We start from the raw sequence: 23,649 nt of genomic DNA on the forward strand, positions 1-23,649 counted from the left end.
GGGTGCGGCGGCCCCCGCTGAACTCCCCCCGCTGAACTCCCGCCGGTGCCCTAGTCCCGGTCCCCGTCCCGCCCGCGCGCACCCTGCCCCCAGGGCAGCCCGCCCGCCGCGTGAGCCGCGTTGACGACGTTCACGGCCACGATCCCCGCCCAGGTCACCAGCAGGCCCGGCAGCTGCGCGTTGACCGCGCCGATCGCCGACAGCGGGACGGCGAGCACCAGCGACACCGCGGCGAAGCCGAAGCGCTCCCCGAAGCTCCCCGGGCCCGGCCCGCCGGGCGGGCGGACGCCACGGGCCGCGTTCATCTGACGCTCTGCCAGATGCCGGCGCACCTGCCGGTCCGCCGTGGCGCCCAGGGTCTGTTCCATGCGGTGCTCCACCTTCTCCAGGAAGGAGTCGATGAGCTCCGACTCGTACTCCGCGCCCAGTTCCTTGCGGGTCTGCAGAGTCGCGTCGAGGTCCTTCTTCAGATCGGGGTCCCGGGCCATCATGCCTTCGACGGTACGGTCGCCCAAGGCCCCGCGTCGGTGGGGCCAGCACCCGTATTCGCAGAGGGGGTGCCCCCCGGTCGCCGGGCGCACCCGTGGAAGGAGCACCTCCATGTCCGTACCCCTGCTGTCCGCCCTCGCCGCGCCGGACGCGGCCGACCGGCCGGACGCGCTGACCGTCGCCGGGCGGTCCTGCTCGCGGGAGGAACTCCTGGGCGCCGCGGGCGCGGTGGCCGCGCGGATCGCGGGGGCCGCGTCCGTGGCCGTGCGCGCCGAGGCCACGCCCGAGACCGTCGTGGCCGTGGTCGGCGGGCTGCTGGCCGGGGTGCCGGTCGTGCCGCTGCCGCCGGACGCCGGGCCCGCCGAGCGCGAGCACATCCTGCGCGACTCCGGCGCCCAGCTGGTGCTCGGCGAGGACGTGCCGGTGGACGTGCGGGAGCGCGGCGCGTGGTCCGGGCCCGAGGCGGACGCGAAGGCGACCGCGTTCGTGCTCTACACCTCCGGTACGACCGGGGCGCCCAAGGGCGCGCTCATCCCGCGCGGCGCCGTGGCCGCGGGCCTGGACGGGCTCGCGGACGCCTGGGGATGGACGGCCGAGGACACGCTCGTGCACGGGCTGCCGCTCTTCCACGTCCACGGCCTCGTCCTGGGCGTGCTGGGCGCCCTGCGCACCGGATGCCGGCTGGTGCACACCGGCCGCCCCACCCCCGAGGCGTACGCGGCGGCCGGTGGCAGCCTCTACTTCGGGGTGCCGACCGTGTGGTCGCGCGTGGTGCGCGAGCCGTCCGCCGCGCGGGCGCTGAGCGGGGCGCGGCTGCTGGTGTCGGGCAGCGCGGCGCTGCCCGCGCCCGTCTTCCGCGACCTGGAGGCGCTCACCGGGCAGCGGCCCGTCGAGCGCTACGGCATGACCGAGACCCTGATCACCCTCTCCACCCGGGCCGACGGCGACCGCCGCCAGGGCTCGGTGGGCGTGCCGCTGCGGGGCGTACGGACCCGGGTGGTGGCCACCGGCGAGGAGGGCGGCATCGGGGAGCTGGAGGTGGCCGGTCCGACGCTGTTCTCCGGGTACCTGGGCCGGCCGGAGGCGACGGCGGCCTCGTTCACGGCCGACGGCTGGTTCCGCACGGGCGACATCGCCTCCCTCGACGCCGACGGCACCCACCGCATCGTGGGCCGGGCCTCCACCGACCTGATCAAGTCCGGCGGCTACCGCATCGGGGCGGGCGAGGTGGAGAACGCGCTGCTGGACCATCCGGCGGTCAGCGAGGCGGCCGTGGTCGGGGTGGCGCACGAGGACCTGGGGCAGGAGGTCGTCGCCTATGTGGTGGCCGACGGGGTCGGCGAGCGGGAGCTCATCGACTTCGTCGCCGGGCACCTCTCCGTGCACAAGCGTCCGCGGCGCATCCGCTTCCTCGACGCACTGCCGCGCAACGCGATGGGCAAGCCGCAGAAGAAGCTGCTGCCGCCGCTGTGAGCGCCGGCCGCGTCGCGTACCCTGCATAATTTCATGCAGGGCCCGGATCAAATGAATGATCAAGGGTGGAACGGTCAAGGAGGGCCGATGAGCGAGACCGGGGGCGAGCCGGAAGCCATCGCGCGGCTGCAGAAGCTCTTCGAGGGACACCGGCTGACGCCCACACAGCGCCGCATCGCGCACTGCATGGTCCGGCGCGCCGCCGACGCGCCCTTCCTGTCCAGCGTGGAGCTCGCCGACCTCGCCGGGGTCAGCCAGCCCTCCGTCACCCGCTTCGCGGTCGCCCTCGGCTTCGACGGCTACCCCGCGCTGCGCCGGCACCTGCGCGACGTGGTCCCCGCCGCCGAGGCGCCGGCCGACAGCTCGTACAACGAGTACCAGCAGGCCGTCCACGCCGAGATCGACAACCTCCGCCATCTCGCCTCGCTGCTCTCCGACCCCGAGCCCGTCACCCGCGCCGGCCGGCTGCTGGCCGCCTCACGGCCGCTGCCCGTCCTGGGCCTGCGGGCCGCCGCCGCCCAGGCGGGCGGCTTCGCCTACTTCGCGCGCAAGGTCCACCCCGACGTGCGGCTCCTGAACGAGGGCGGCACGCTCCTCGTCGACCGCGTCGACGCCGCCGTGCGGGCGGGCGCGAGCGCGCTGCTGTGCTTCGCGCTGCCGCGCCACCCGCGCGAGGTCGTCGACGCTCTGGAGTACGCCCGCGGGGCGGGGCTGACGGTCGTCACGGTCGCCGACTCCACGTTCGCCCCCGTCGCCCGCCACAGCGACCTGCTGCTGCCGGCGGCGGTCGGCACGGGCCTGGCCTTCGACACGGCGTGCGCGCCGATGCTGCTGGGCCGGGTGCTGCTGGAGGCGATGTGCGACGCGCTGCCGGACGCGCAGGCGCGGCTGGAGGAGTTCGACGTGAAGGCGGCGGCGCGGGGCCTGTTCGTGGAGTGAGCCCGCGCCGCCGCCCCCGTCCGGCCTAGCGGGCGTGGCGCATCTCCGGGAAGCGCTGCGAGGGGCCGTCCAGCAGGTGGTCGTCCCGGCCCCGCAGGAAGCGGTCGAAGAACGACGCCACGTACGCCCGTGTGGCCGCCACCGCCCGCCGCGGCTCCACGGTCCCGACGTTCTTGCGTACCGTCTCCCACGGCAGCGCCCCCTGCCGTGCCAACTGCGGCAGCAGGGGAGCCGCGTCGGTGTAGGTGCCGTGCTGCGAGCCGGTCAGGGTGACGTTGCCGCGCCAGCCGCGCGAGTGCTCCCACAGGGCCTTCCAGGACGGCTGCCGGTCGTACGGGCCGGAGTCCGCCGCGTCCGTGCCCATCAGCAGGAACGGCCGGTCCACGCCGTCGCGGGCCGCCGTGCCCAGGCGGCTTCCGCTGCTGTCCGGGGCGGGGAACTCCATCGTGCCGTCCATGTTGACGGCGGCCTTGACGCGGCGGTCGTCGTGCATCGTCTGCACGGCCGCGAAGCCGCCCGCCGAGTGGCCCACCATGCCCACGCGCCGCAGGTCCATGGCGTCCGCCAGGTGCGGCGGCAGGGCCGGGCGGCGCCCGGCGGAGCCGAGCGTGTCCAGCACGAAGCGGGCGTCCTCCACCCGGGCCCGCATCGCCGTGCGCAGCACCGCGTCGATGTCGGTACCGGGTTTCGCGGCGAGCTCCGGCAGAACGGACGTCGCGAGGCGGCCGCCGGACAGGGCGACCTCCGAGGAGTCGTAGGTGTGGTCGACGGTGACGACCACATAGCCGCGCGAGGCCAGGTCCTCCACGAGCGAGGTGTTCCACGTCCGGGGGTCGCCCAGGCCCGCCGAGTACAGCACCACCGGGCGCGTTCCCGCCCCACGGGCGGCGGGGGCGTCCACGCGCGCGTGCGTACGCGTGGACGCCCAGTCCGCGGCGCCGGCGGGTACGCCGTAGTTGAGGGCGCCGGCGCCGGTCGCGGAGCCGAAGTGGCCGGCCGCGCGGGCCTCCATGTGGGGCGCGGTGCGCTGGGCCGTGCCCGCCTCGCCGCCGGCCGCCGGGTACCAGAAGCTGACGCCCACCTCGCGGTGGCCGCGCCCGGGGTGCCAGGGGTCCTCGCGGGAGGCGTCGACCAGGTGCCGGGTGGTGGTGCCGACGGCGTACGGGCCGGTGGGCGCGGGCAGGGTCGCATGAGCAGGGGCGGCGGGGGCGGCGGGGGCTGCCGGGTCCGCCGTGGCGGCCTCCGAGTGCGGGGCGAACGCGCCCAGCAGGCCGGTCAGCGCCAGCGCGCCCCCGGCCACCAACGCCCTTCTGCGCAGTCCCCGTTCGTTCACCGGCATCCTCGGCTCCTCCCACCGCTGTGCTGATGCGACGACCCTAGGGACCGGCCGTGCCCGCCCGCGACATACGCAGGAGCCAACCCGCACCTGATACCTGGGTATGACTGCCATTGGATCGGTGGTGCCCGGTGGTGCCCGGTGATGCCCCGTGGGAGCCCGGGCGTCTCTCAGCCGGTCCTCAGATTCGTCGGCTAGCGTGCCCGGCGCGAGCCCGAGAAACGAGGAGGTCTGACGTGGGGCGCGGAGCGTATGCGCTGGCGCGGGTCGCCGTGGTGGTCAGAGCACCGGCCGGCCCGCTGTGGTGGCTGGGGGTGCTGAGTGCAGGCACCGGAGCCCTGGTGCCCGGGCTCACCGGGCGCCGGATCGGCCTGCTGGCCGGGGCGGCGTTGTTCGTCGTCGCCGGGGCCGTGGCCTTCGCCGCGCGGCGCGGGCGGTACGTGGAGCTGGCGCGCGGCGCCTCGCGCGCGGGCCGGTCCGTCTTCCTGCAGGACCGGGCGGTGACCGCGCGCAACTGGCGGCGTGGGCGGCGCTGGTGGCTGGCGGCCGCCTTCCTCGCCGCCGTCGGCTCCTGTTTCGCGGTGCCGGCCGCGGCCGGGCTGGCCATGGCCGGGGCCGGGGTGGGCCTGTGGGCCAAGGCGCTGTGGCTCGGCGGCCTGGAGCGCCGGAGCGAGGCGCTGCTGTGGGTGCGCACGGAGTGGGCGCAGGGCAGCCCCGCCGCCAAGGCCGTACCCGGCTACCGGAGCACGGGGCTCGCCGCGGGCGACGCCCTGCCGGGCGGTGCCCGGCGCCGGGGCGGCGCGACGCCGCGGGGCGGGGTCACGGTCGGCGCAGCGCGCTGAGGTCCCCGGCGTGGGAGCCGCCGCCGCTCTCGGCGACGAGCTCCTCGACGGTCTGGGGCGGGCGTACGGTCGCGAAGCGCACGTCCTGTTGGTGCACGGCGAAGCCGTAAACGCCCGGGCGCGGGAGCGTGTTGTACGCGTAGTGGTGCGAGAAGTAGTACGCGCCCGTGTCGAGCAGGGCGATGTGGTCCCCGGCCTCGATGCGGGGCAGCAGGCGGTCGACGGCGGCCAGGTCGCCCGCGAAGCAGCACGGCCCGGCGATGTCCTGCGCCACGGGGGAGGCGTGCTTGGGCCGCCCGTCGGCGTCGAAGACCGCCACCCGCAGGGGCCACGACTCGGGCGCGAAGACCGTGCGCACCGCCACCTGCGCTCCCGCGTGGGTCACCGCGATCCGGCGGCCGCCGGCGGACTTGGTGTACTCCACCCGGGCCAGGATCGTTCCGCTCTTGGCCAGCAGTGACCGGCCGAACTCGGTGACCAGGCCGTAGCGCCCGTCGAACAGGGCCGGGACGGTGGCGGCCAGCAGCCGGGCGTAGTCGCGGTGGGTGGGGGCGACGTCGTCGGAGGCGAAGTTCACCGGGAGGCCGCCGCCGATGTCGACGGTGTCGATCCGGCGCCCCTGGCCGCCGGCGGCCAGGTGGGCCCGGTTGACCTCCTCGGCCAGCTCGACGACCTCCCGCACCCCGGCGGCCATCAGCTCCAGCGGGCAGCCCTGCGACCCGACGTGCGCGTGGACGCGGGTCAGCCACGGCCGCCGGAGGTACGCCTCCACCAGCCAGGCGCGCGCCCCCTCGTCCCGCAGGGCCACGCCGAACTTCGACGTCGCGGTGGCCGTGCTGAGGGCGCCGATGGTGCCGCCACCGACCTGGGGGTTGATCCGCAGGCCGACCGGCGAGGTACTGGGCGCCTCCTCGAGGAGGGCGTCCAGCCGCGCCAGCTCCTCCCGGCTGTCGACGTTGACGGTGATGCCGGCGGCGAGCGCCTCGCGCAGTTCGGCGGTGGTCTTCGCCGGCGAGTCCAGCACGGTGCGCGCGGCCGGTACGCCCGCCGCCCGGGTCAGCGCCAGCTCGCCGGGGCTCGCGACCTCGGCACCCAGCCCTTCGGCGGCGAGCAGCCGCAGCACCGGCACCAGCGGGGTCGCCTTCACGGCGAACGCGTGCAGGATCTCCGCCCCGCCGCCCACCTCCGCGAACGCCGCCCGCAGCGCCCCCGCCGCCGCGCGGATGCGTCGCACGTCCAGCAGCGCGACAACGGGCTGCCGCGCGCTGACCACCTGCTGCCGCACGGCCGCCCGCACGGCCGCCTCCCGCCGAGCGGCGCTCGCGGCGCCTTCCTGCCCACGTTCGTCGAGGCCCATGTGACTACTCCACCACTGCGCGGGCGCGGTGTCCGCCGACAAGCTGTTGACTAGCGGTATTCAGCGGCCCAGACTGTGCAATGTTCCATTCAGAGCCAGGGAGGCAGGGCCCATGTCAGGACCGCGACCCGTGCGAGCGCCGCGAGGCACCGAGCTGAGCGCCCGGGGTTGGCAGCAGGAAGCCGCGCTGCGGATGCTGCAGAACAACCTCGACCCGGAGGTGGCCGAGCACCCCGACAAGCTCGTCGTCTACGGCGGCACGGGCAAGGCCGCCCGCGACTGGCGGTCCTTCGACGCGATGGTCCGCACCCTGCGCAACCTCAAGCAGGACGAGACCATGCTGGTCCAGTCCGGCCGGCCCGTCGGCGTGATGCAGACCCACGAGTGGGCCCCGCGCGTCCTGATCGCCAACTCCAACCTCGTCGGCGACTGGGCCAACTGGGAGGAGTTCCGGCGCCTGGAGCAGCTCGGCCTGACCATGTACGGGCAGATGACCGCCGGTTCCTGGATCTACATCGGCACGCAGGGCATCCTGCAGGGCACGTACGAGACCTTCGCCGCCGTCGCCGCCAAGAAGTTCGGCGGCACCCTCGCCGGGACGATCACCCTCACCGCCGGCCTCGGCGGCATGGGCGGCGCCCAGCCGCTGGCCGTCACCATGAACGACGGCGTCGCCCTGTGCATCGACTGCGACCCGCGCGCCATCGAGCGCCGCATCGAGCACCGCTACCTCGACGTGAAGGCCGACTCCCTCGACCACGCCCTGCAGCTGGCCGTCGAGGCGCGCGACGCCCGCCGCCCGCTGTCCATCGGCGTCCTGGGCAACGCGGCCGAGCTCGTCCCGCAGCTGCTCGCCATGAACGCCCCCATCGACATCGTGACGGACCAGACGTCCGCCCACGACCCGCTGGCCTACCTCCCCATCGGCGTCGACTTCGACGAGATGGCCTCCTACGCCGCCGAGAAGCCCGCCGACTTCACCGTCCGGGCCCGCGAATCGATGGCCCGCCACGTCGAGGCCATGGTCGGCTTCCAGGACGCGGGCGCAGAGGTCTTCGACTACGGCAACTCCATCCGCGGCGAGGCCCAGCTGGCCGGCTACACCCGCGCCTTCGACTTCCCCGGCTTCGTCCCCGCCTACATCCGCCCCCTCTTCTGCGAGGGCAAGGGCCCCTTCCGCTGGGCGGCCCTCTCCGGCGACCCGAAGGACATCGCGGCGACCGACCGCGCGATCCTCGACCTCTTCCCCGAGAACGAGTCCCTCGCCCGCTGGATCAAGATGGCCGGCGAGCGCGTCCACTTCCAGGGCCTCCCGGCCCGCATCTGCTGGCTCGGCTACGGCGAGCGCGACCGCGCGGGCGAGCGCTTCAACGACATGGTGGCGAGCGGCGAGCTCTCCGCCCCCGTCGTCATCGGCCGCGACCACCTCGACTGCGGCTCGGTGGCCTCCCCCTACCGCGAGACCGAGGCCATGCTCGACGGCTCCGACGCGATCGCGGACTGGCCGCTGCTCAACGCCATGGTCAACGTGGCCTCGGGCGCCTCATGGGTCTCGCTCCACCACGGCGGCGGCGTCGGCATGGGCCGCTCCATCCACGCCGGCCAGGTCACGGTCGCCGACGGGACGGCGCTGGCGGGCGAGAAGATCCGCCGCGTGCTGACGAACGACCCGGGGATGGGCGTGATCCGGCACGTGGATGCCGGGTACGACATCGCGGAGTCGGTGGCCGAGGACCGCGGGGTCCGCATCCCGATGCGGGAGGACTCGTGAGCGAGGCTGCGGGCAATCGTCCCGCTGGGCGGGACGGGTGGGCGCAGCCGGGTGCCCACGGTGGGGCGGACGCGCCGTCGCCGGGTGCGGGTTCCGGCGTGCCCACCCGTTCCGCCCCGGCGGAACGACTGCCCACGCCTTCCTCGTTCCACGAGATGTGGCGGGACCTCCTTCCCATCGGTCGTAACCAAGGAAGCGGTGGATACCGCCGCTTCGCCTGGACCGGTGCCGACGCCGACTGTCGCGAGTGGTTCAAGGCGCAGGCCGAGAGCCGCGGTCTCGGCTACGAGCTCGACCGCAACGGCAACCAGTGGGCCTGGCTCGGCGACCCCGCCGCCGGTGACGCCGTCGTCACCGGCTCCCACCTGGACTCCGTCCCCGACGGCGGCGCCTTCGACGGCCCCCTCGGCGTCGTGTCGTCCTTCGCCGCGCTGGACGAGCTGCGCTCGCGCGGCGCGAAGCCGGCCCGGCCCCTGGCTATCGTCAACTTCGGCGACGAGGAAGGCGCCCGCTTCGGCCTGGCCTGCGTCGGCTCCCGGCTGACCGCCGGACAGCTGACCGTGGACAAGGCCCACGCCCTGCGCGACGCCGACGGGATCTCCCTCCCGCAGGCCATGGAGCGCGCCGGCTACGACCCGGAGGCCATCGGGGCCGACCCCGAACGCCTCGCCCGCATCGGGGCGTTCGTGGAGCTCCACGTCGAGCAGGGCCGCGCCCTCGCCGGCACGGACCACGCGGTCGGCGTCGCCTCCGCCATCTGGCCGCACGGCCGCTGGCGGTTCGACTTCCACGGCGAGGCCAACCACGCCGGCACCACCCGCGTCGAGGACCGCCGCGACCCGATGCTGACCTACGCCAACACGGTGCTCGCCGCCCGCAAGAAGGCCCGCCTCGCCGGCGCCCTGGCCACCTTCGGGAAGGTCAGCGTCGAGCCCAACGGCGTCAACGCCATCGCCTCCCTCGTGCGCGGCTGGCTCGACTCGCGCGCCGCCGACGAGGAGACCCTCGCCGCCGTCGTCGCCGGGATCGAACAGGCCGCCCTCGAGCGCGGGGAACGCGACGGCGTCGACGTCCGCGTCACCCGGGAGTCCTTCACCCCGGTCGTGGAGTTCGCCCACGACCTCCGCGACGAACTGGCCGAGCTGCTGGGCGGCGTGCCCGTGCTGCCCACGGGCGCGGGACACGACGCCGGTATCCTCTCCGGCGTCATCCCCACCGCCATGCTGTTCGTGCGCAACCCCACCGGCGTCTCGCACTCGCCCGCCGAAACGGCGTCCGAGGACGACTGCGTCGCCGGGGTGCGCGCACTCGCCGACGTACTGGAGGGCCTCGCGTGCAGGTGACCTACTGGGCCGAGCACGCCTGGCTCGGCACCCACGTCGAGCCGGGGGTGGCCGTCGACGTGACCGACGGGCGGATCACGGCCGTGCGCACCGACGTCCCGGCCCCGCCGCCGGGCGCGGTGAGCCTGCGCGGCCTGACCCTGCCCGGCCTGGCGAACAGCCACAGCCACGCCTTCCACCGCGCCCTGCGCGGCCGCACCCAGGTCGGCGCGGGGACCTTCTGGACGTGGCGCGAGGTGATGTACAGCGTCGCCGACCGGCTCACCCCCGACAGCTACCACGCGCTCGCCCGGGCCGCCTACGCCGAGATGGCCCTCGCCGGCATCACCTGCGTCGGTGAGTTCCACTACGTCCACCACGCCCCCGGCGGCACCCCCTACGCCGACCCCAACGCCATGGGCGAGGCCCTGATCGCGGCCGCCGCCGAGGCCGGCATCCGCATCACCCTCCTCGACACCGCCTACCTCTCCTCCGGTTTCGGCGAGCCCCCCAACCACCACCAGCTCCGCTTCTGCGACGGCACGGCCGACGCCTGGGCCGAGCGCGCGGACGCCCTCAAGCCGGCCGCCCACGCCCGCGTCGGCGCCGCCGTGCACTCCGTGCGGGCCGTGCCCGCCGACCAGCTGGGGACCGTCGCCGGCTGGGCCGCGGACCGCGAGGCGCCCCTGCACGTCCACCTCTCCGAGCAGACCGCCGAGAACGAGGCATGCCTCGCGGCCCACGGCCGCACCCCCACCCGGCTGCTCGCCGACCACGGCGTGCTCGGCCCCCGCACCTCCGCCGTCCACGCCACGCACCTGACCGACGACGACATCGGCCTCCTCGGCGGCGCGAGCACGACGATCTGCATGTGCCCCACCACCGAACGGGACCTTGCCGACGGCATCGGCCCCGCCGTCCGCCTCCAGCAGGCGGGCAGCCCGCTGTCCCTGGGCAGCGACAGCCACGCCGTGATCGACCTGCTCGAAGAGGCCCGCGCCATGGAGCTCGACGAGCGGCTGCGCACCCGCACGCGAGGCCACTGGACGGCCGCCGCCCTGCTGCGCGCCGCCACCGCCGACGGCCACGCCTCGCTGGGCTGGGCCGACGCGGGCCGCATCGAGCCCGGCGCGCTCGCCGACCTCACGACCGTCGCGCTGGACTCCGTCCGTACCGCCGGGCCGTCCCCGCGGCTCGGGGCCGAGACGGCCGTATTCGCCGCGACCAGCGCGGACATCCGCCATACGGTGGTCGGCGGCCGGCACGTCGTACGGGACGGGGTCCACCAGCTCGTACCGGACGTGCCCCGGGCCCTGGCCGACTCCATCGCCGCCCTGCGCGGCTGACGCCGACGACCGGAGAAAGCATGAGCACGGCGATCATCAACATCAGCAGTCTCGTCACCAACGACCCCTCCCTCGGTGAAGGCCCCCTCGGCCTGATCCAGGACGCGGCGGTCGTCATCGACGGCGACCGCGTCGCGTGGATCGGTGAGACCAGCAAAGCACCCGCCACTGACAACGCGGTCGACGCCGAAGGCCGCGCGGGCCTCCCCGGCTTCGTGGACTCCCACTCCCACCTGGTCTTCGCGGGCGACCGCACGGCCGAGTTCAACGCCCGCATGTCCGGGCGGGCCTACAGCGCGGGCGGCATCCGCACCACGGTGGCGGCGACCCGGTCCGCGACCGACGCCGAGCTCGAGGCGAACCTCACCCGCTATCTCGCCGAGGCCCTGCGCCAGGGCACCACGACCTTCGAGACGAAGTCGGGCTACGGCCTGACCACCCACGACGAGGCCCGTGCCCTGCGCATCGCCGCCGCCCACACCGAGGAGGTCACCTACCTCGGCGCGCACGTCGTCGCCCCGGAGTTCGCCGACGACCCGGACGGCTACGTCGCCCTCGTCACCGGCGAGATGCTCCAGGCGTGCGCCCCGTACGCCCGCTGGGTGGATGTGTTCTGCGAGAAGGGCGCCTTCGACGGCGACCAGGCCCGTGCGGTCCTGGAGGCCGGCAAGCGGCACGGTCTGCTCCCGCGCGTCCACGCCAACCAGCTGGGCCACGGCCCCGGCGTCCAGCTCGCGGTGGAGGTGGGCGCGGCCTCCGCCGACCACTGCACCCACCTGAGCGACGCGGACGTCGACGCCCTGGCGAACGGCCGGACGGTCGCCACGCTCCTGCCGGGCGCCGAGTTCTCCACCCGCGCCCAGTGGCCGGACGCCCGCCGGCTGCTGGACGCCGGCGCCACGGTCGCGCTGTCCACGGACTGCAACCCGGGCTCGTCCTTCACCAGCTCGATGCCCTTCTGCGTGGCCCTGGCCGTACGGGACATGGGCATGACCCCGGACGAGGCCGTCTGGTCCGCCACCGCCGGCGGTGCCGCCGCCCTGCGGCGCACCGACATCGGCCGGTTGACCCCGGGTGCCCGTGCCGACCTCGTCCTCCTGGACGCCCCCTCGCACGTCCACCTCGCCTACCGCCCCGGAGTGCCGCTGGTCTCCGCCGTCTGGCAGCGGGGCGTACGGGCGCTCTGAGCGCCCGTCAGGGACCGTACGACCAGTGCGCCGCACGGAGAAGGTCCGTGCGGCGCACTGGTCACGAGGGAGGCTGGGTGCCCCGGCCTACTCCTCGCTCATCAGGCCCCGGCGCAGCCGCACCAGGGTGCGGGACAGCAGCCGCGATACGTGCATCTGGGAGATGCCCAGCTCGTCTCCGATCTCGGACTGCGTCATGTTCGCCACGAAGCGCAGGGAGAGTATCCGCCGGTCACGTGGGTGGAGTTCGGCGATCAGCGGCTTGAGGGACTCGACGTACTCGATGCCCTCGAGGCTGTGGTCCTCGTAACCTATGCGGTCCGACAGCGAGCCCTCCGGCTCGTCCTCGTCGGCCTGGGCGTCCAGCGAGCTCGCGGTGTACGCGTTGCTCGCGGCCATGCCCTCGACGACCTCGTCCTCCGCGATGCCCAGCCGTGCGGCCAGTTCGGCCACGGTGGGGGAGCGGTCGAGCTGCTGTGCCAGCTCGTCGCCGGCCCGGGCCAGGTCGAGCCGCAGCTCCTGGAGGCGGCGGGGCACGCGCACCGACCAACTGGTGTCGCGGAAGAAGCGCTTGATCTCGCCGATGATCGTCGGCATCGCGAACGTGGGGAACTCGACGCCCCGGCTGAGCTCGAACCGGTCGATGGCCTTGATCAGGCCGATCGTGCCGACCTGGATGATGTCCTCCATCGGCTCGCTGCGGGTGCGGAACCGGGAGGCCGCGAACTTCACCAGTGCGAGGTTCAGCTCGACCAGGGTGTTGCGGACGTACGCGTATTCGTGTGTGCCCTCCTCGAGCGCGGAAAGGCGCGCGAAGAGCGTCTTGGACAGAGCACGCGCGTCGACCGCTCCCACCTCGTCGTACGGGGGGATCTCGGGGAGCCCGGAGAGTCCGGGGTCGCCGTGCTCGGGCGGGGTTGTCGACGAGGCGGTCTCCCGGTCCTCGGGGGTGCGGGCCGCGGGGACCGCGCACGAGGTGCACGAGGTACTTGAGGTGGGGGAATGCTTTTCGTCGAGCCGGGGTGACATGGTCTCCTCCATCATTCTCGGCATATGGCTGCCGATGCCGTGACCCTTTTGCTGCGGTTTGCGGCGCCTCCGAGGCCGTCCGTGGTGGATGTGTCTCTACTAGCCCTACCGGTCTTTACCTTCATATGGCAAGTACCGTTTGTCCGGTTCTGCCGGAAATGGCGGAAGTTCGGCTTCCGGACGCCCGTAGAGAAGGCGTAGGGTTTTGCCTGCGCCACGCGGGTACGCCACGAAGGCACGTAAGGCACGAAGGGAAGCGCATGGATCGCGGGATGGTCGGCAATCCGAGCAGGGGTCGGCTGGTTGTGGAGGTCCGGCGTCACGGGGCGAGCTCGATCGTGTCGCCGGCGGGTGAGCTCGATCACCATACGGCCGAGTTGTTGCGTGAGCCACTCGAAGGCTGCGTCCGCGACGGCGACGCCCGCGTGATCGTCGACTGCTCGCGGCTGGACTTCTGCGACTCCACCGGCCTGAACGTGCTCCTGGGCGCCCGGCTGAAGGCCGAGGCCGCGGGAGGCGCCATCCACCTCGCCGCCATGGGCCCCATGGTCGCCCGGGTCTTCGAGATCACCGGCGCCGGAGCCGTATTCACCGTGCACGACACGCTCGACGCGGCGCTCGCCGACTGAGCCTGTCCGAAATCTCCCCCTTCTCCGTTGCCTGTGTCACAGGCGCCGGGTCGAATTCGTGGGTGTTCTCACGATTCCGCCGGGCAGGAGACAGCTGAATCCGTTGTAGATGTTCGTGTTCGTTTCGGTGAATCGGTGAGGTGAAGCGCTGATGAGCACCCCCCGGGCGTGCCCACCGCCGGACGGTTCCGGTCCGGACGCCCCCGGCGCCACCCCCGCCGGCTCACCGCCGTCGGGCGGGCAGACGCGCAGGCTGCGCCTGGTCGGGGTCGGCGGCGCTGTGCCGCTCTCCCGTGACTTCACCCGGCAGGCCCTCCAGGACTGGGGCTGGCTGCCCGCGGCCACGGCCGACCACCGGGCCGCCGCCGAGGACGTCCTGCTCGTCGTCTCCGAGCTCGTCACCAACGCCTGCCTGCACGCCGACGGCCCCGAGGAGCTGCGGGTCAGCCGCACCGGCAAGGTGCTGCGGCTGGAGGTCGCCGACCTCGGCACCGGTACGCCCGCGCCCCGCACCCCGCACCGCGCGGGGCGGCCCGGCGGGCACGGCATGTTCATCGTGCAGCGGCTCTGCCTGGACTGGGGCGTCGTACGGCACGGCAGCGCCGTCGGCAAGACGGTCTGGGCGGAGCTGGCCGCTCCGTCCTAGCGCGCGCCCATGGCGAGCGCGGCGTGTTCTGTGTCTTCCCTCTCCACCGTCCCGGGCGTACTGTCGGCGCCCGATCTGATGTGTCGTCAGTAACTTTCGGCTGCGGCACCGGACGAGAGGGGAACCCCAGGTGTCCCACATTCCACGTCACCCCGTGCGCCGCGTCGGTGCGCTCGTGGTCTCGGCGGCTCTGGCCGGTGGCACGATCCTGCTGGTCGCACCGGCCGCGCAGGCCGAGACCGTCGACGTCAACTACCAGTGCAAGACCCCGATCGGGGACAAGAGCGCCGTCTCGCCCATCGACATCAAGGCCGTGCCGAGCGGCGACGCGTACAAACTCACCATGTCCTTCCAAAAGGGCGTCTCCTCCAGCCCCATCGAACTCGGCAAGGGCGCGATGAAGCCAAGCGCCGTCATCAAGCTCGGCGGCGCGGACAGCGGCACGGTGGCGGTCTCCGGCCCCGCCAACGACCAGCCGATACCCCCGAACACCCCCATCAAGATCAGCGACTTGTCGGGTACGTATACACCGAAGAAGAGCGGCCAGGTCACCTTCACGGCCTCGACCCTCACCATCCTCGCCCTCGGCACCACGACCACCTGCACCCCCACCAACAACCCCAAGCCGTCGCTGACCCTCGACGTCAAGGGCCCCGGCGGCACCACCGGCGGCTCCAGCAGCGGCACGACCAGCGGCACGACCGGCGGCTCCACGGCGGGAACGACGGGTGGTTCGTCGACGACCGGCGGGTCCACCACGGGCGGCACCACCGGAGGAACGACCGGCAGCACGGTCAGCACCGGCTCCGGCGGCTCGGCCGCCACCGGCGGCGGCCAGCTGCCGCAGACCGGCCCCTCCGACTCCGCCGTCGCCCTCGGCACCCTCGGCGGCACGGTGCTCCTCGCCGGCGTCGCGGGCACCCTCTGGCTCACCCGCAGGAGCCGCACCACCGGCTGACCCCGCACACCCCACGCCCAGGGAGCCGCCGATGACGTCCCGCGCCCGCACCGCCGCCCTGTGCGCCGCCCTGGCGCTGCTCGCCCTCCCCACGGCACCCACTGCCCCCGCTGTCGCCGCCCCGGGGCCCTGGACGGCGGTGCCCGCGCCCGGCGGCAGGAAGGGGCCGACGGCGGAGGACCGGTCCGCCTTCTACCTGGAGGGCGCACCCGGCACGGTCTTCGAGGACAAGCTGTCCCTGGTCAACCCCGGCGACCGGCCCCGCACGATCGAACTGCGCGGCACCGGCCCGTGGATCTCCCTCGCCGCGGCCCGGGTGAGCGTGCCGCCCCGCACGCGCGCGGACGTGCCCCTCACCGTGAGCGTGCCGGCGGGGCTGGGGCCCGGCGACCACGCCGCCGCCGTGGTCGCGTCGGGGGAGGGCCGGCTGGTGCGGGTGCCGATGGCGGTACGGGTCAGCGGCGCGGCGCTCTCCGCGCTCTCGGTCGAACGGGTGCGGGTCACCGGTACGGGCGGGGCGGCCGTCATCCGGTACTCCCTGGTCAACCGGGGCAACACCACCCTCGCCCCGCGCCTGGCCGTGCGGGCCGAGGGGCTGTTCGGCGAGCTCCTGCGCCGGCCGGCCACGAACGTGCCCGCCGAGCTGCCGCCGGGCCGGAGCGTGCGGCTGACGGAGAAGTGGCCGGACGCCCCGCGCCTGGACCGGGTCAGGGTCAGCGTCACGGCCACGGCTCCCGACGGCGTCCACGCCTCCGCCTCCGGCTCGTACACGCCGCTGCCGTGGCTCGCCCCGTCCCTGGCCGTGCTCGGCGGCCTCGCCGTGGCGGGCGTGGCCGTACGCCTCGTACGACGGCGGCGCGGGGCCCGGCCGTGAAGGGCGGCGGGGGCGCGGGGGCCCGGGCGGCCGTGCTCATGACCGCGCTCGCCCTGCTGCTCACGCTGCTCGCCCCACCCGCCTCAGCAGCGCCATCAGCCTCGGCCGCCTCGCCCCCGACGGCCACCGTGGACCGTTCCGACGCCCCCAAGGGCGCGAGCGTCACTGTCAGCGGCAGGGGCTGGCGGCCCGGCGCCCTGCTCACTCTCCTCGTGTGCGGCCAGAACATGATCGGCGGCACCAACGCCTGCGCCAACGCCGACGGCCGTACCGTCACGACGGCCGCCGACGGTACGTTCCGCCGGGTCCTTCCGGTCGCCGCGCCGCCCAAGCCCTGCCCGTGCGTGGTGCACGTCGCGACCGTCACCGGCGACCCGGCGGCGGCCGACGCGGCGCTCTCCGTCACGGGCCACCCCGTCGCGCCCCTGCCCCGGGAGAGCGGCGGCGAGCGGCTGAGCGTGCTCGACGCCCGGCTGGAGGGTTCCGGTTCCCTCCTGACGTGGTTCGGCGCCCCGCCCGGCCGCCGCCTGGTCATGACGGTCGCCAACCTCGGCTCGACCCCGGCCGCCGACCCCGTCTTCCGGCTCGGCACCGCGCACGGCGTGCTCGCCCCGTCCTGGGAGGAGCGCCCCTGGCGTGGCACCGTGGCCGCCGGGCGCAAGGAGCGCGTCGCGCTGGACGTGGAGCTGGCGGCGGGCGCGTACGGGGACTACCTGGTCTCGCTCGCCTACGGCGACAAGGTGCTCGTCGAGCTGCCCTGGGACGTACGCCGCCCCTGGGGCGTGACGCTCTTCTGGATCCTGCTGTGCGTGGTCGTGCCCCTGGCGGTCTTCCGGGCCGGCATGGCGGTCGTGGACCGCGTGCGGCCGCGTCCGCCCGCCGGGCCCCGTACGCCGGAGCGCGAGGGCCCCGCGGCGGGCGCGCTGCCCTGGTTCACGCCGGAAGCCGACCCGCGGGGCGCCGGCGCCCCGGCACCGCGCGAGCCCGGCCCCGGATGACGCGAAGGGCCCCCGGCGCGTCGTACGCGCCGGGGGCCCTTCGGTTGTCCGTGTGCGGACAGCGTCAGCGGACGTCGCCCATGAGGGCTTCGATCTTCTTGCGGTACATCCACACCGCGAGGCCGGCCAGCGTCGCGGCCGCCGCCTGCGCAAGGATCACGCCGATGCCGTTGAGGTCGACACCCGACTCCGACAGCAGGGTCATGGTGCAGTCGCCCGCCGTCACCGCGAGGAACCAGACACCCATCATCTGGCTCGCGTACTTCTGCGGCGCCATCTTCGTGGTGAGCGACAGACCGACCGGGGAGAGGCACAGCTCGCCCATGGTCTGGATCATGTAGATCATCAGCAGCCAGGCGGGGGTGACCTTCGTGCCGTCCGAGGCCATCGCCATCGGGATGGCGAAGACGAAGAACGAGGCACCGATGCCGACCATGGCCATCGAGAACTTCACCGTGGTGGTGGGCTCGCGGTCACGGCGGGCCAGCCAGAGCCACATCGACGCGAAGATCGGGGCGATGGCCATGACCCACAGCGGGTTGACCGACTGGAACCAGGTCGACGGGAAGTCGATGCCGAAGACGTTGTCCGCGGTCTTCTTCTCGGCGAAGGTCGACATCGTCGAGCCGGCCTGGTCGAAGATCATCCAGAACACGGCCGCGGCGACGAAGAACCAGATGTAGCCGCTGACCTTGGTCTGCTCGCCCGCGGACAGTTCCTTGTCGCGCTTGATGCGGGTCAGGACCAGGACCGGGATGGCCACGCCGAGCAGGGCGAGCGGGATGGTGGCCCACTTCTGCGAGAAGTGGCCGGTGCCCGCGACGACGCCGTAGAAGGCGGCGGCGATGGCGAACCACATCAGGGCCTTCATGAGCGTCGACTTGCGCTCGGCGGCCGTCAGCGGCTTCGGGACGACGCTGCTGGTGGGGCTGAGGTGGCGGGTGCCCAGCAGGAAGATGACCAGGCCGAGGCCCATGCCGAGCGCGGCGATCGAGAAGCCGAGGTGCCAGTTGACCTTCTGGCCGACCGTGCCGATGACGAGCGGCGCGGCGAAGGCGCCGATGTTGACGCCGATGTAGAAGATCGTGAAGCCGCCGTCGCGGCGCGGGTCCTGCGGGCCGTCGTAGAGGTGGCCGACCATCGTGGAGATGTTGGCCTTCAGCAGACCCGAGCCGATCGCGACCAGCGCGAGGCCGAAGAAGAAGGTCGGCTTGCCGGGGATGGCCAGGGCCAGGTGACCGGCCATGATGATGCCCGCAGCGATGGCGACCGTCTTGCGCGGACCCCAGACGCGGTCGCCGAACCAGCCGCCGGGCATGGCGAGGAGGTAGACCATTCCCACGTAGGCGGAGTAGATGGCCACCGAGCTGGCCTCGGGCATCGCCAGGCCGCCGCCCTGACTGTCCGGCTTGGCGTCGGGGCCGCCGGCGATCAGGTAGACGACGAGGAGTGCCCTCATGCCGTAGTAGGAGAAGCGCTCCCACATCTCGGTCAAGAAGAGGGGGGCAAGGCCGCGGGGGTGGCCGAAGAAGGTCTTGCCGCCGCTGGCCGGAGAGGTCTTCTCCTGCTCGGCCGCGCCCTTCGTCAGGCTGGACGCCATGGTCATTCCTAGGGTGGTCGGGACGCGCTGTGGAGCAGGTGCGCGCCCGGGTGGGGGTTGGCCGGCACCGGCTACTGCGCCACCCGCCCCCACGTCCGAGGGGTTCGGCCTCCCGGGGTCGGGGGGCCGGCAGGGCGGCCGTACGCCGGGATCCACGCCCCCGCGCACCATCGCGCGGCGGACCCGACCGACAGGTCAATCACTGTGACAAGACTGGCGGTACCAGCCCTGCGCACAACAGAGACCTTCGGCGCATGGAAATGATCCGAAGGTCCTCCGGTAGTGCTACAGACGTCTGGTCACCATACGTCACACCCCGCCCGCATATGAAAGGAGTTGAGACATGGATCACAGCCGAAGCAGGAACCGTCCACACATATTCGAGGGTGATAGCACTTTCGGGGAAGTGTTGCCCCGGGGGGAACCCGCTACACCTTGGACGTGAGCCGGGGCGGACTACCATCTGTGCATGACCCGAGTACTGCTCGCCGAGGATGACGCCTCCATCTCGGAGCCGCTCGCACGCGCCCTGCGCCGCGAAGGGTACGAAGTGGAGGTACGCCAGGACGGTCCGACGGCGCTGGACGCCGGCCTTCAGGGAGGGGTGGACCTGCTGGTCCTCGACCTCGGGCTGCCCGGCATGGACGGTCTGGAGGTCTGCCGCCGGCTGCGCACCGAAGGGCACGGCTTCCCCGTGCTGGTACTCACCGCGCGCGCCGACGAGGTGGACACCGTCGTCGGCCTGGACGCCGGTGCCGACGACTACGTCACCAAGCCCTTCCGCCTGGCCGAGCTGCTCGCGCGCGTACGGGCCCTGCTGCGCCGCGGCGCCGCCGAGAGCCACCAGCAGCCGCCCGCCACCCACGGCGTGCGCATCGACGTCGAGTCGCACCGCGCCTGGATGGGCGAGGAGGAACTCCAGCTCACCGCGAAGGAGTTCGACCTGCTGCGGGTCCTGGTGCGCGACGCCGGCCGGGTCGTCACGCGCGACCAGCTGATGCGCGAGGTCTGGGACACCACGTGGTGGTCCTCCACCAAGACCCTGGACATGCACATCTCCTGGCTCCGCAAGAAGCTCGGGGACGACGCGGCCAACCCGCGCTACATCGCCACCGTTCGCGGTGTCGGCTTCCGCTTCGAGAAGAGCTGAACGACCGCACTCCCGAAGACCGAAAGACAGGCACCGTGCGCCGCCGACTGATCAACTCCACGCTCGCCGTCGTGCTTGTCGTGATCGCCGTGTTCGGCATCTCGCTCGTCATCGTCGAGACCCGCACGATCGAGAGCAGTGCCCAGGAGAGCGTGCAGTCCGAGGCCGTGCGCCTGGTGAGCATCGTCGACAGCCGGCTGCTGGGCGGGGAGCGGGTGGAGTCGGGGGTGCTGCGCGAGCAGATCACCCCCGAGCGCTACGCCCGCATCGACATCCCCGGCCGCACCGCCATCGAGATCGGCCGCCGGCCCGAGGGCGGCGTGATCACCGCGACGCAGAAGGGCGAGCACGGCGAGACCGTCCTGGTCGAGGAGTCCCGCGACACCGTCAGCCGCGAGGTCGGCCGCACGCTGCTGGTGATCCTCGCCGTGGCGCTGCTCGCCGTCGTCGCCGCCGTCTTCCTGGCCGTACGCCAGGCCAACCGCCTCACCGCGCCGCTGACCGACCTCGCCGAGACGGCGGAGCGGCTGGGCTCGGGCGACCCGCGCCCCCGGCACCGCCGCTACGGGGTGCCCGAGCTGGACCGGGTGGCCGACGTCCTGGACGCCAGCGCCGAGCGGATCGCCCGGATGCTCACCGCCGAGCGGCGGCTGGCCGCCGACGCCTCGCACCAGCTGCGGACGCCGCTGACGGCGCTGTCGATGCGGCTGGAGGAGATCACGCTCACCGACGAGCCGGAGACGGTCAAGGAGGAGGCGACGATCGCCCTCGCCCAGGTGGAGCGGCTCACCGACGTCGTCCAGCGGCTGCTGACCAACTCCCGCGACCCGCAGACGGGTTCCGCGGTCAGCTTCGACCTCGACGAGGTCGTCAAGCAGCAGATCGAGGAGTGGCGGCCCGCGACCCGCACGGCGGGCCGGGCGCTGGTGCGCTCGGGCAAGCAGGGGCTGCGCGCGGTGGGCACGCCCGGCGCGGTCTCGCAGGTACTGGCGACGCTGATCGAGAACTCGCTGATGCACGGGGACGGCACGGTGGCGATCCGTACGCGCGTCACCGGCAACCAGGCGGTGGTGGAGGTCTCCGACGAGGGGCCGGGCGTGCCGGCCGACCTGGGCTCGCGGGTCTTCGAGCGGACGGTCAGCGGCCGCAACTCCACGGGGCTGGGGCTGGCGGTCGCCCGCGACCTGGCCGAGGCGGACGGCGGGCGGCTGGAGCTCCTTCAGCAGCAGCCGCCCGTGTTCGCGCTGTTCCTGAGCAGGGAAGCCGACCCGCACGACTGAGGCGGGGGCCGGCCCTGACGGGGTCTGCGGGCCGTGTGGGGCTACTTGCCGGCGTCCACGCGCTGCGGCGCGGGCGCCGCCGCGAGGAACGATTCAGCGGTCTGCACGGCCGCGCGGGCGGGCAGGGCCCGGAAGACCCAGGTGCGGTAGGACCAGAAGCGGAAGACGGTCCCGAGGCCGAGGCCGACGACGTTCTTCGCGATGTTGTCGGCGAGCGGCGTGGTCAGGCCCAGGCCGTAGTGCGACAGGGCCAGGACGCCGTTCTCGATGACGAGGCCGATGCCGCTGAACAGCAGGAACAGGGACAGCTCGCGGCTGCGCCGGTTTCTGTCGCCGTGGCGATACGTCCAGTAGCGGTTGCCGATGTAGTTGGTGCCGATGGCGACGGCGGTCGCGATGACGCCGGAACGCACCACGGCCAGACCGAGGCCGTGGACGCAGAGGTTGAAGACGATGAAGTTGACCACGAATCCGATCGCGCCGACGGCGCCGAATTTCGCGATCTCGCGGGCCAGCCGCTCCAGCCGGGAACGCACTGTGCGCGGTTGAGTCATGTCCTTCATGCTAACCAGCGGCCGCGGACGGCGACCGGGAGAGTCGGTGAATGACCGGCGAACGGGCACTTTCCGGTACCGATCGGGCCTGAATCGAAGGGGTCTGCGACGCCTTCCGGTCACCGGAGCGATGGCCTCCGGAATTGGAGGATCCTCCAGGGGCGGTAGGGATGGTTCGTGCGTACGGATACTCTGGGGGCGTGACGTTCCCGGTAGTCGGCATGGTCGGCGGCGGCCAGCTCGCCCGTATGACCCACGAGGCGGGTATCCCCCTCGGCATCAGGTTCAAGCTGCTCAGTGACACCCCGCAGGACTCGGCGGCCCAGGTGGTGAGCGACGTCGTCATCGGCGACTATCGCGACCTGGCGACCCTTCGTGCTTTCGCACAAGGATGCGATGTGATCACCTTCGATCACGAGCATGTCCCGACCGAGCACCTACGGGCCCTGGAGGCGGACGGCATCCCCGTCCGCCCCGGGCCCGACGCGTTGGTGCACGCCCAGGACAAGGGCGTGATGCGGGCGAAGCTCACGGAGATCGGGGTGCCGTGCCCACGGCACCGGATCGTGGCCGACCCGGCCGACGTGGTGCGCTTCGCGGAAGAAGGCGACGGCTTCCCCGTCGTCCTCAAGACCGTGCGCGGTGGTTACGACGGCAAGGGCGTGTGGGTGGTCCGCGACGCCGAGGGCGCCGGGGAACCGTTCCGCGCCGGGGTGCCCGTGCTCGCCGAGGAGAAGGTCGACTTCGTCCGCGAGCTCGCCGCCAACGTCGTCCGCTCCCCGCACGGCCAGGCCGTCTCCTACCCCGTGGTCGAGTCCGTCCAGGTCGACGGGGTCTGCGACACGGTCATCGCCCCCGCCCCGGGCCTGTCCGAGGAGCTCTCCGCGCACGCGCAGCAGCTGGCCCTGAAGGTGGCCAAGGAGCTGGGCGTGGTCGGCCACCTGGCCGTCGAGCTGTTCGAGACCGCCGACGGCAGGGTGCTCGTCAACGAGCTGGCGATGCGCCCGCACAACTCCGGCCACTGGACCCAGGACGGCGCGGTCACCTCGCAGTTCGCCAACCACGTCCGGGCCGTCCTCGACCTGCCGCTCGGCGACCCGCGCCCGCGCGCCACGTGGACGGTCATGGCCAACGTGCTCGGCGGCGACTACCCCGACATGTATTCCGCCTACCTCCATTGCATGGCACGGGACCCGGGCCTGAAGATCCATATGTATGGCAAGGACGTCAAGCCCGGCCGCAAGGTCGGACACGTCAACACCTACGGCGACGATCTGGCGGATGTGCGCGAGCGCGCGAGCCACGCCGCCGGATACCTGCGAGGAACGATCACGGAATGACTGGTTCCCCCGTCGTCGGCATCGTCATGGGCTCGGACTCCGACTGGCCCGTCATGGAAGCCGCTGCCAAGGCCCTGGACGAGTTCGAGGTCCCCTACGAGGTCGACGTCGTCTCCGCGCACCGGATGCCGCGCGAGATGGTCACGTACGGGGAACAGGCCGCCGACCGCGGCCTCAAGGCCATCATCGCGGGGGCGGGCGGCGCGGCCCACCTCCCCGGCATGCTGGCCTCCGTGACGCCGCTGCCGGTGATCGGGGTGCCCGTACCGCTGAAGTACCTGGACGGCATGGACTCCCTGCTGTCCATCGTGCAGATGCCCGCCGGGGTGCCGGTCGCCACCGTCTCCGTCGCCGGCGCCCGCAACGCCGGACTGCTGGCGGTCCGGATGCTCGCCGCGCACGACAGCGAACTCCTCGGCCGGATGCGCCACTTCCAGGACGAGCTCAACGAGCAGGCCACCGACAAGGGCCGGCGGCTGCGCGCCAAGGTCCAGGGCGCCACGGGCTTCGGATTCGGGAAGTGAGTGCC

Annotated in this window: 22 protein-coding genes; 16 read left to right on the plus strand and 6 right to left on the minus strand. The window is 73.4% G+C overall.

Features of this window, described 5'->3' with window-relative positions; all coding sequences use genetic code 11:
• Window positions 1-50: 50 nt before the first annotated feature.
• Window positions 51-491 carry a hypothetical protein gene (locus tag ABZ956_RS14905; RefSeq protein WP_361892298.1) on the minus strand — a complete coding sequence of 147 codons (441 nt, stop codon included), beginning with the start codon at window positions 489-491 and terminating at the stop codon, window positions 51-53.
• A gap of 109 nt (window positions 492-600) precedes the next feature.
• Here ABZ956_RS14905 and ABZ956_RS14910 point away from each other — a divergent pair, with 109 nt between their 5' ends.
• Window positions 601-1,962 carry an acyl-CoA synthetase gene (locus tag ABZ956_RS14910; RefSeq protein WP_361892301.1) on the plus strand — a complete coding sequence of 454 codons (1,362 nt, stop codon included), beginning with the start codon at window positions 601-603 and terminating at the stop codon, window positions 1,960-1,962.
• A gap of 87 nt (window positions 1,963-2,049) precedes the next feature.
• Window positions 2,050-2,901, plus strand: a complete 852-nt coding sequence (locus tag ABZ956_RS14915) for a MurR/RpiR family transcriptional regulator (RefSeq protein WP_361892304.1) — start codon at window positions 2,050-2,052, stop codon at window positions 2,899-2,901.
• Window positions 2,902-2,926: 25 nt separating this feature from the next.
• Here the strand turns inward: ABZ956_RS14915 and ABZ956_RS14920 are convergent, their stop codons facing one another.
• Window positions 2,927-4,240 carry an esterase gene (locus ABZ956_RS14920; RefSeq protein ID WP_361892307.1) on the minus strand — a complete coding sequence of 438 codons (1,314 nt, stop codon included), beginning with the start codon at window positions 4,238-4,240 and terminating at the stop codon, window positions 2,927-2,929.
• 233 nt (window positions 4,241-4,473) lie between these two features.
• On the opposite strand from ABZ956_RS14920, the gene ABZ956_RS14925 reads away from it, so the two are divergent.
• Window positions 4,474-5,079, plus strand: coding sequence for a hypothetical protein (locus ABZ956_RS14925; RefSeq protein ID WP_361892310.1), 606 nt, complete (start codon window positions 4,474-4,476; stop codon window positions 5,077-5,079).
• Here the strand turns inward: ABZ956_RS14925 and ABZ956_RS14930 are convergent.
• The gene (locus tag ABZ956_RS14930) at window positions 5,057-6,436 is read right to left on the minus strand and encodes a diaminopimelate decarboxylase (RefSeq protein WP_361892313.1); all 1,380 of its coding nucleotides are present in this window, start codon (window positions 6,434-6,436) and stop codon (window positions 5,057-5,059) included. The two genes, ABZ956_RS14925 and ABZ956_RS14930, sit on opposite strands and share 23 nt — an antisense overlap.
• A 112-nt stretch (window positions 6,437-6,548) precedes the next feature.
• Here ABZ956_RS14930 and hutU point away from each other — a divergent pair, with 112 nt between their 5' ends.
• The 4 genes from hutU to hutI all read left to right on the plus strand — a co-directional run bounded on the left by hutU (window position 6,549) and on the right by hutI (window position 12,062).
• The gene (gene hutU, locus ABZ956_RS14935) at window positions 6,549-8,207 is read left to right on the plus strand and encodes a urocanate hydratase (RefSeq protein WP_361892316.1); all 1,659 of its coding nucleotides are present in this window, start codon (window positions 6,549-6,551) and stop codon (window positions 8,205-8,207) included.
• A 155-nt stretch (window positions 8,208-8,362) separates the two neighbouring features.
• Complete coding sequence (locus ABZ956_RS14940; protein ID WP_361892482.1) at window positions 8,363-9,550, plus strand: allantoate amidohydrolase; 1,188 nt, start codon at window positions 8,363-8,365, stop codon at window positions 9,548-9,550.
• A complete protein-coding gene (locus ABZ956_RS14945; RefSeq protein WP_361892319.1) occupies window positions 9,541-10,875 on the plus strand; it encodes a formimidoylglutamate deiminase in 1,335 nt (444 codons plus the stop codon). Before ABZ956_RS14940 ends, ABZ956_RS14945 begins: the two co-directional genes overlap by 10 nt.
• A gap of 20 nt (window positions 10,876-10,895) precedes the next feature.
• Window positions 10,896-12,062, plus strand: coding sequence for an imidazolonepropionase (gene hutI, locus ABZ956_RS14950; protein ID WP_361892322.1), 1,167 nt, complete (start codon window positions 10,896-10,898; stop codon window positions 12,060-12,062).
• 87 nt (window positions 12,063-12,149) lie between these two features.
• Here hutI and ABZ956_RS14955 read toward each other — a convergent pair whose 3' ends face one another.
• Window positions 12,150-13,091, minus strand: coding sequence for an RNA polymerase sigma factor SigF (locus ABZ956_RS14955; protein ID WP_361892325.1), 942 nt, complete (start codon window positions 13,089-13,091; stop codon window positions 12,150-12,152).
• Between the two features lie 260 nt (window positions 13,092-13,351).
• Between ABZ956_RS14955 and ABZ956_RS14960 the strand changes: the two genes are divergently transcribed.
• From ABZ956_RS14960 to ABZ956_RS14980, 5 genes are all read left to right on the plus strand, one after another.
• A complete protein-coding gene (locus ABZ956_RS14960; protein WP_361892327.1) occupies window positions 13,352-13,720 on the plus strand; it encodes an STAS domain-containing protein in 369 nt (122 codons plus the stop codon).
• Between the two features lie 151 nt (window positions 13,721-13,871).
• Window positions 13,872-14,366 carry an ATP-binding protein gene (locus tag ABZ956_RS14965; protein WP_361892330.1) on the plus strand — a complete coding sequence of 165 codons (495 nt, stop codon included), beginning with the start codon at window positions 13,872-13,874 and terminating at the stop codon, window positions 14,364-14,366.
• A 130-nt stretch (window positions 14,367-14,496) separates the two neighbouring features.
• Window positions 14,497-15,324 carry a peptidase gene (locus tag ABZ956_RS14970; protein ID WP_361892333.1) on the plus strand — a complete coding sequence of 276 codons (828 nt, stop codon included), beginning with the start codon at window positions 14,497-14,499 and terminating at the stop codon, window positions 15,322-15,324.
• Between the two features lie 31 nt (window positions 15,325-15,355).
• Window positions 15,356-16,198: a hypothetical protein gene (locus tag ABZ956_RS14975; RefSeq protein WP_361892336.1), complete on the plus strand. Its 843-nt coding sequence runs from the start codon at window positions 15,356-15,358 to the stop codon at window positions 16,196-16,198.
• A gap of 38 nt (window positions 16,199-16,236) precedes the next feature.
• Window positions 16,237-17,196, plus strand: coding sequence for a neocarzinostatin apoprotein domain-containing protein (locus tag ABZ956_RS14980; protein ID WP_361892339.1), 960 nt, complete (start codon window positions 16,237-16,239; stop codon window positions 17,194-17,196).
• Window positions 17,197-17,260: 64 nt separating this feature from the next.
• Here the strand turns inward: ABZ956_RS14980 and ABZ956_RS14985 are convergent, their stop codons facing one another.
• Entirely contained in the window at window positions 17,261-18,796 is a 1,536-nt protein-coding gene (locus ABZ956_RS14985) for an oligopeptide:H+ symporter (RefSeq protein ID WP_361892342.1), read from the minus strand.
• 469 nt (window positions 18,797-19,265) lie between these two features.
• Here ABZ956_RS14985 and ABZ956_RS14990 point away from each other — a divergent pair, with 469 nt between their 5' ends.
• Both ABZ956_RS14990 and ABZ956_RS14995 read left to right on the plus strand, forming a co-directional pair.
• The gene (locus ABZ956_RS14990; protein ID WP_361892345.1) at window positions 19,266-19,946 is read left to right on the plus strand and encodes a response regulator transcription factor; all 681 of its coding nucleotides are present in this window, start codon (window positions 19,266-19,268) and stop codon (window positions 19,944-19,946) included.
• A gap of 35 nt (window positions 19,947-19,981) precedes the next feature.
• Entirely contained in the window at window positions 19,982-21,226 is a 1,245-nt protein-coding gene (locus ABZ956_RS14995) for an ATP-binding protein (RefSeq protein ID WP_361892348.1), read from the plus strand.
• Between the two features lie 41 nt (window positions 21,227-21,267).
• On the opposite strand, the gene ABZ956_RS15000 is transcribed toward ABZ956_RS14995, so the two are convergent.
• Complete coding sequence (locus ABZ956_RS15000) at window positions 21,268-21,780, minus strand: GtrA family protein (protein ID WP_361892351.1); 513 nt, start codon at window positions 21,778-21,780, stop codon at window positions 21,268-21,270.
• Window positions 21,781-21,950: 170 nt separating this feature from the next.
• Here ABZ956_RS15000 and ABZ956_RS15005 point away from each other — a divergent pair, with 170 nt between their 5' ends.
• Complete coding sequence (locus ABZ956_RS15005) at window positions 21,951-23,120, plus strand: 5-(carboxyamino)imidazole ribonucleotide synthase (RefSeq protein WP_361892354.1); 1,170 nt, start codon at window positions 21,951-21,953, stop codon at window positions 23,118-23,120.
• Window positions 23,117-23,644 carry a 5-(carboxyamino)imidazole ribonucleotide mutase gene (purE, locus tag ABZ956_RS15010; RefSeq protein WP_361892357.1) on the plus strand — a complete coding sequence of 176 codons (528 nt, stop codon included), beginning with the start codon at window positions 23,117-23,119 and terminating at the stop codon, window positions 23,642-23,644. The genes ABZ956_RS15005 and purE overlap by 4 nt, the downstream gene beginning before the upstream one ends.
• The last annotated feature ends 5 nt before the right edge of the window (window positions 23,645-23,649 follow it).

Source organism: Streptomyces sp. NPDC046261 (assembly GCF_040646235.1).
Taxonomy (GTDB): Bacteria; Actinomycetota; Actinomycetes; order Streptomycetales; family Streptomycetaceae; genus Streptomyces.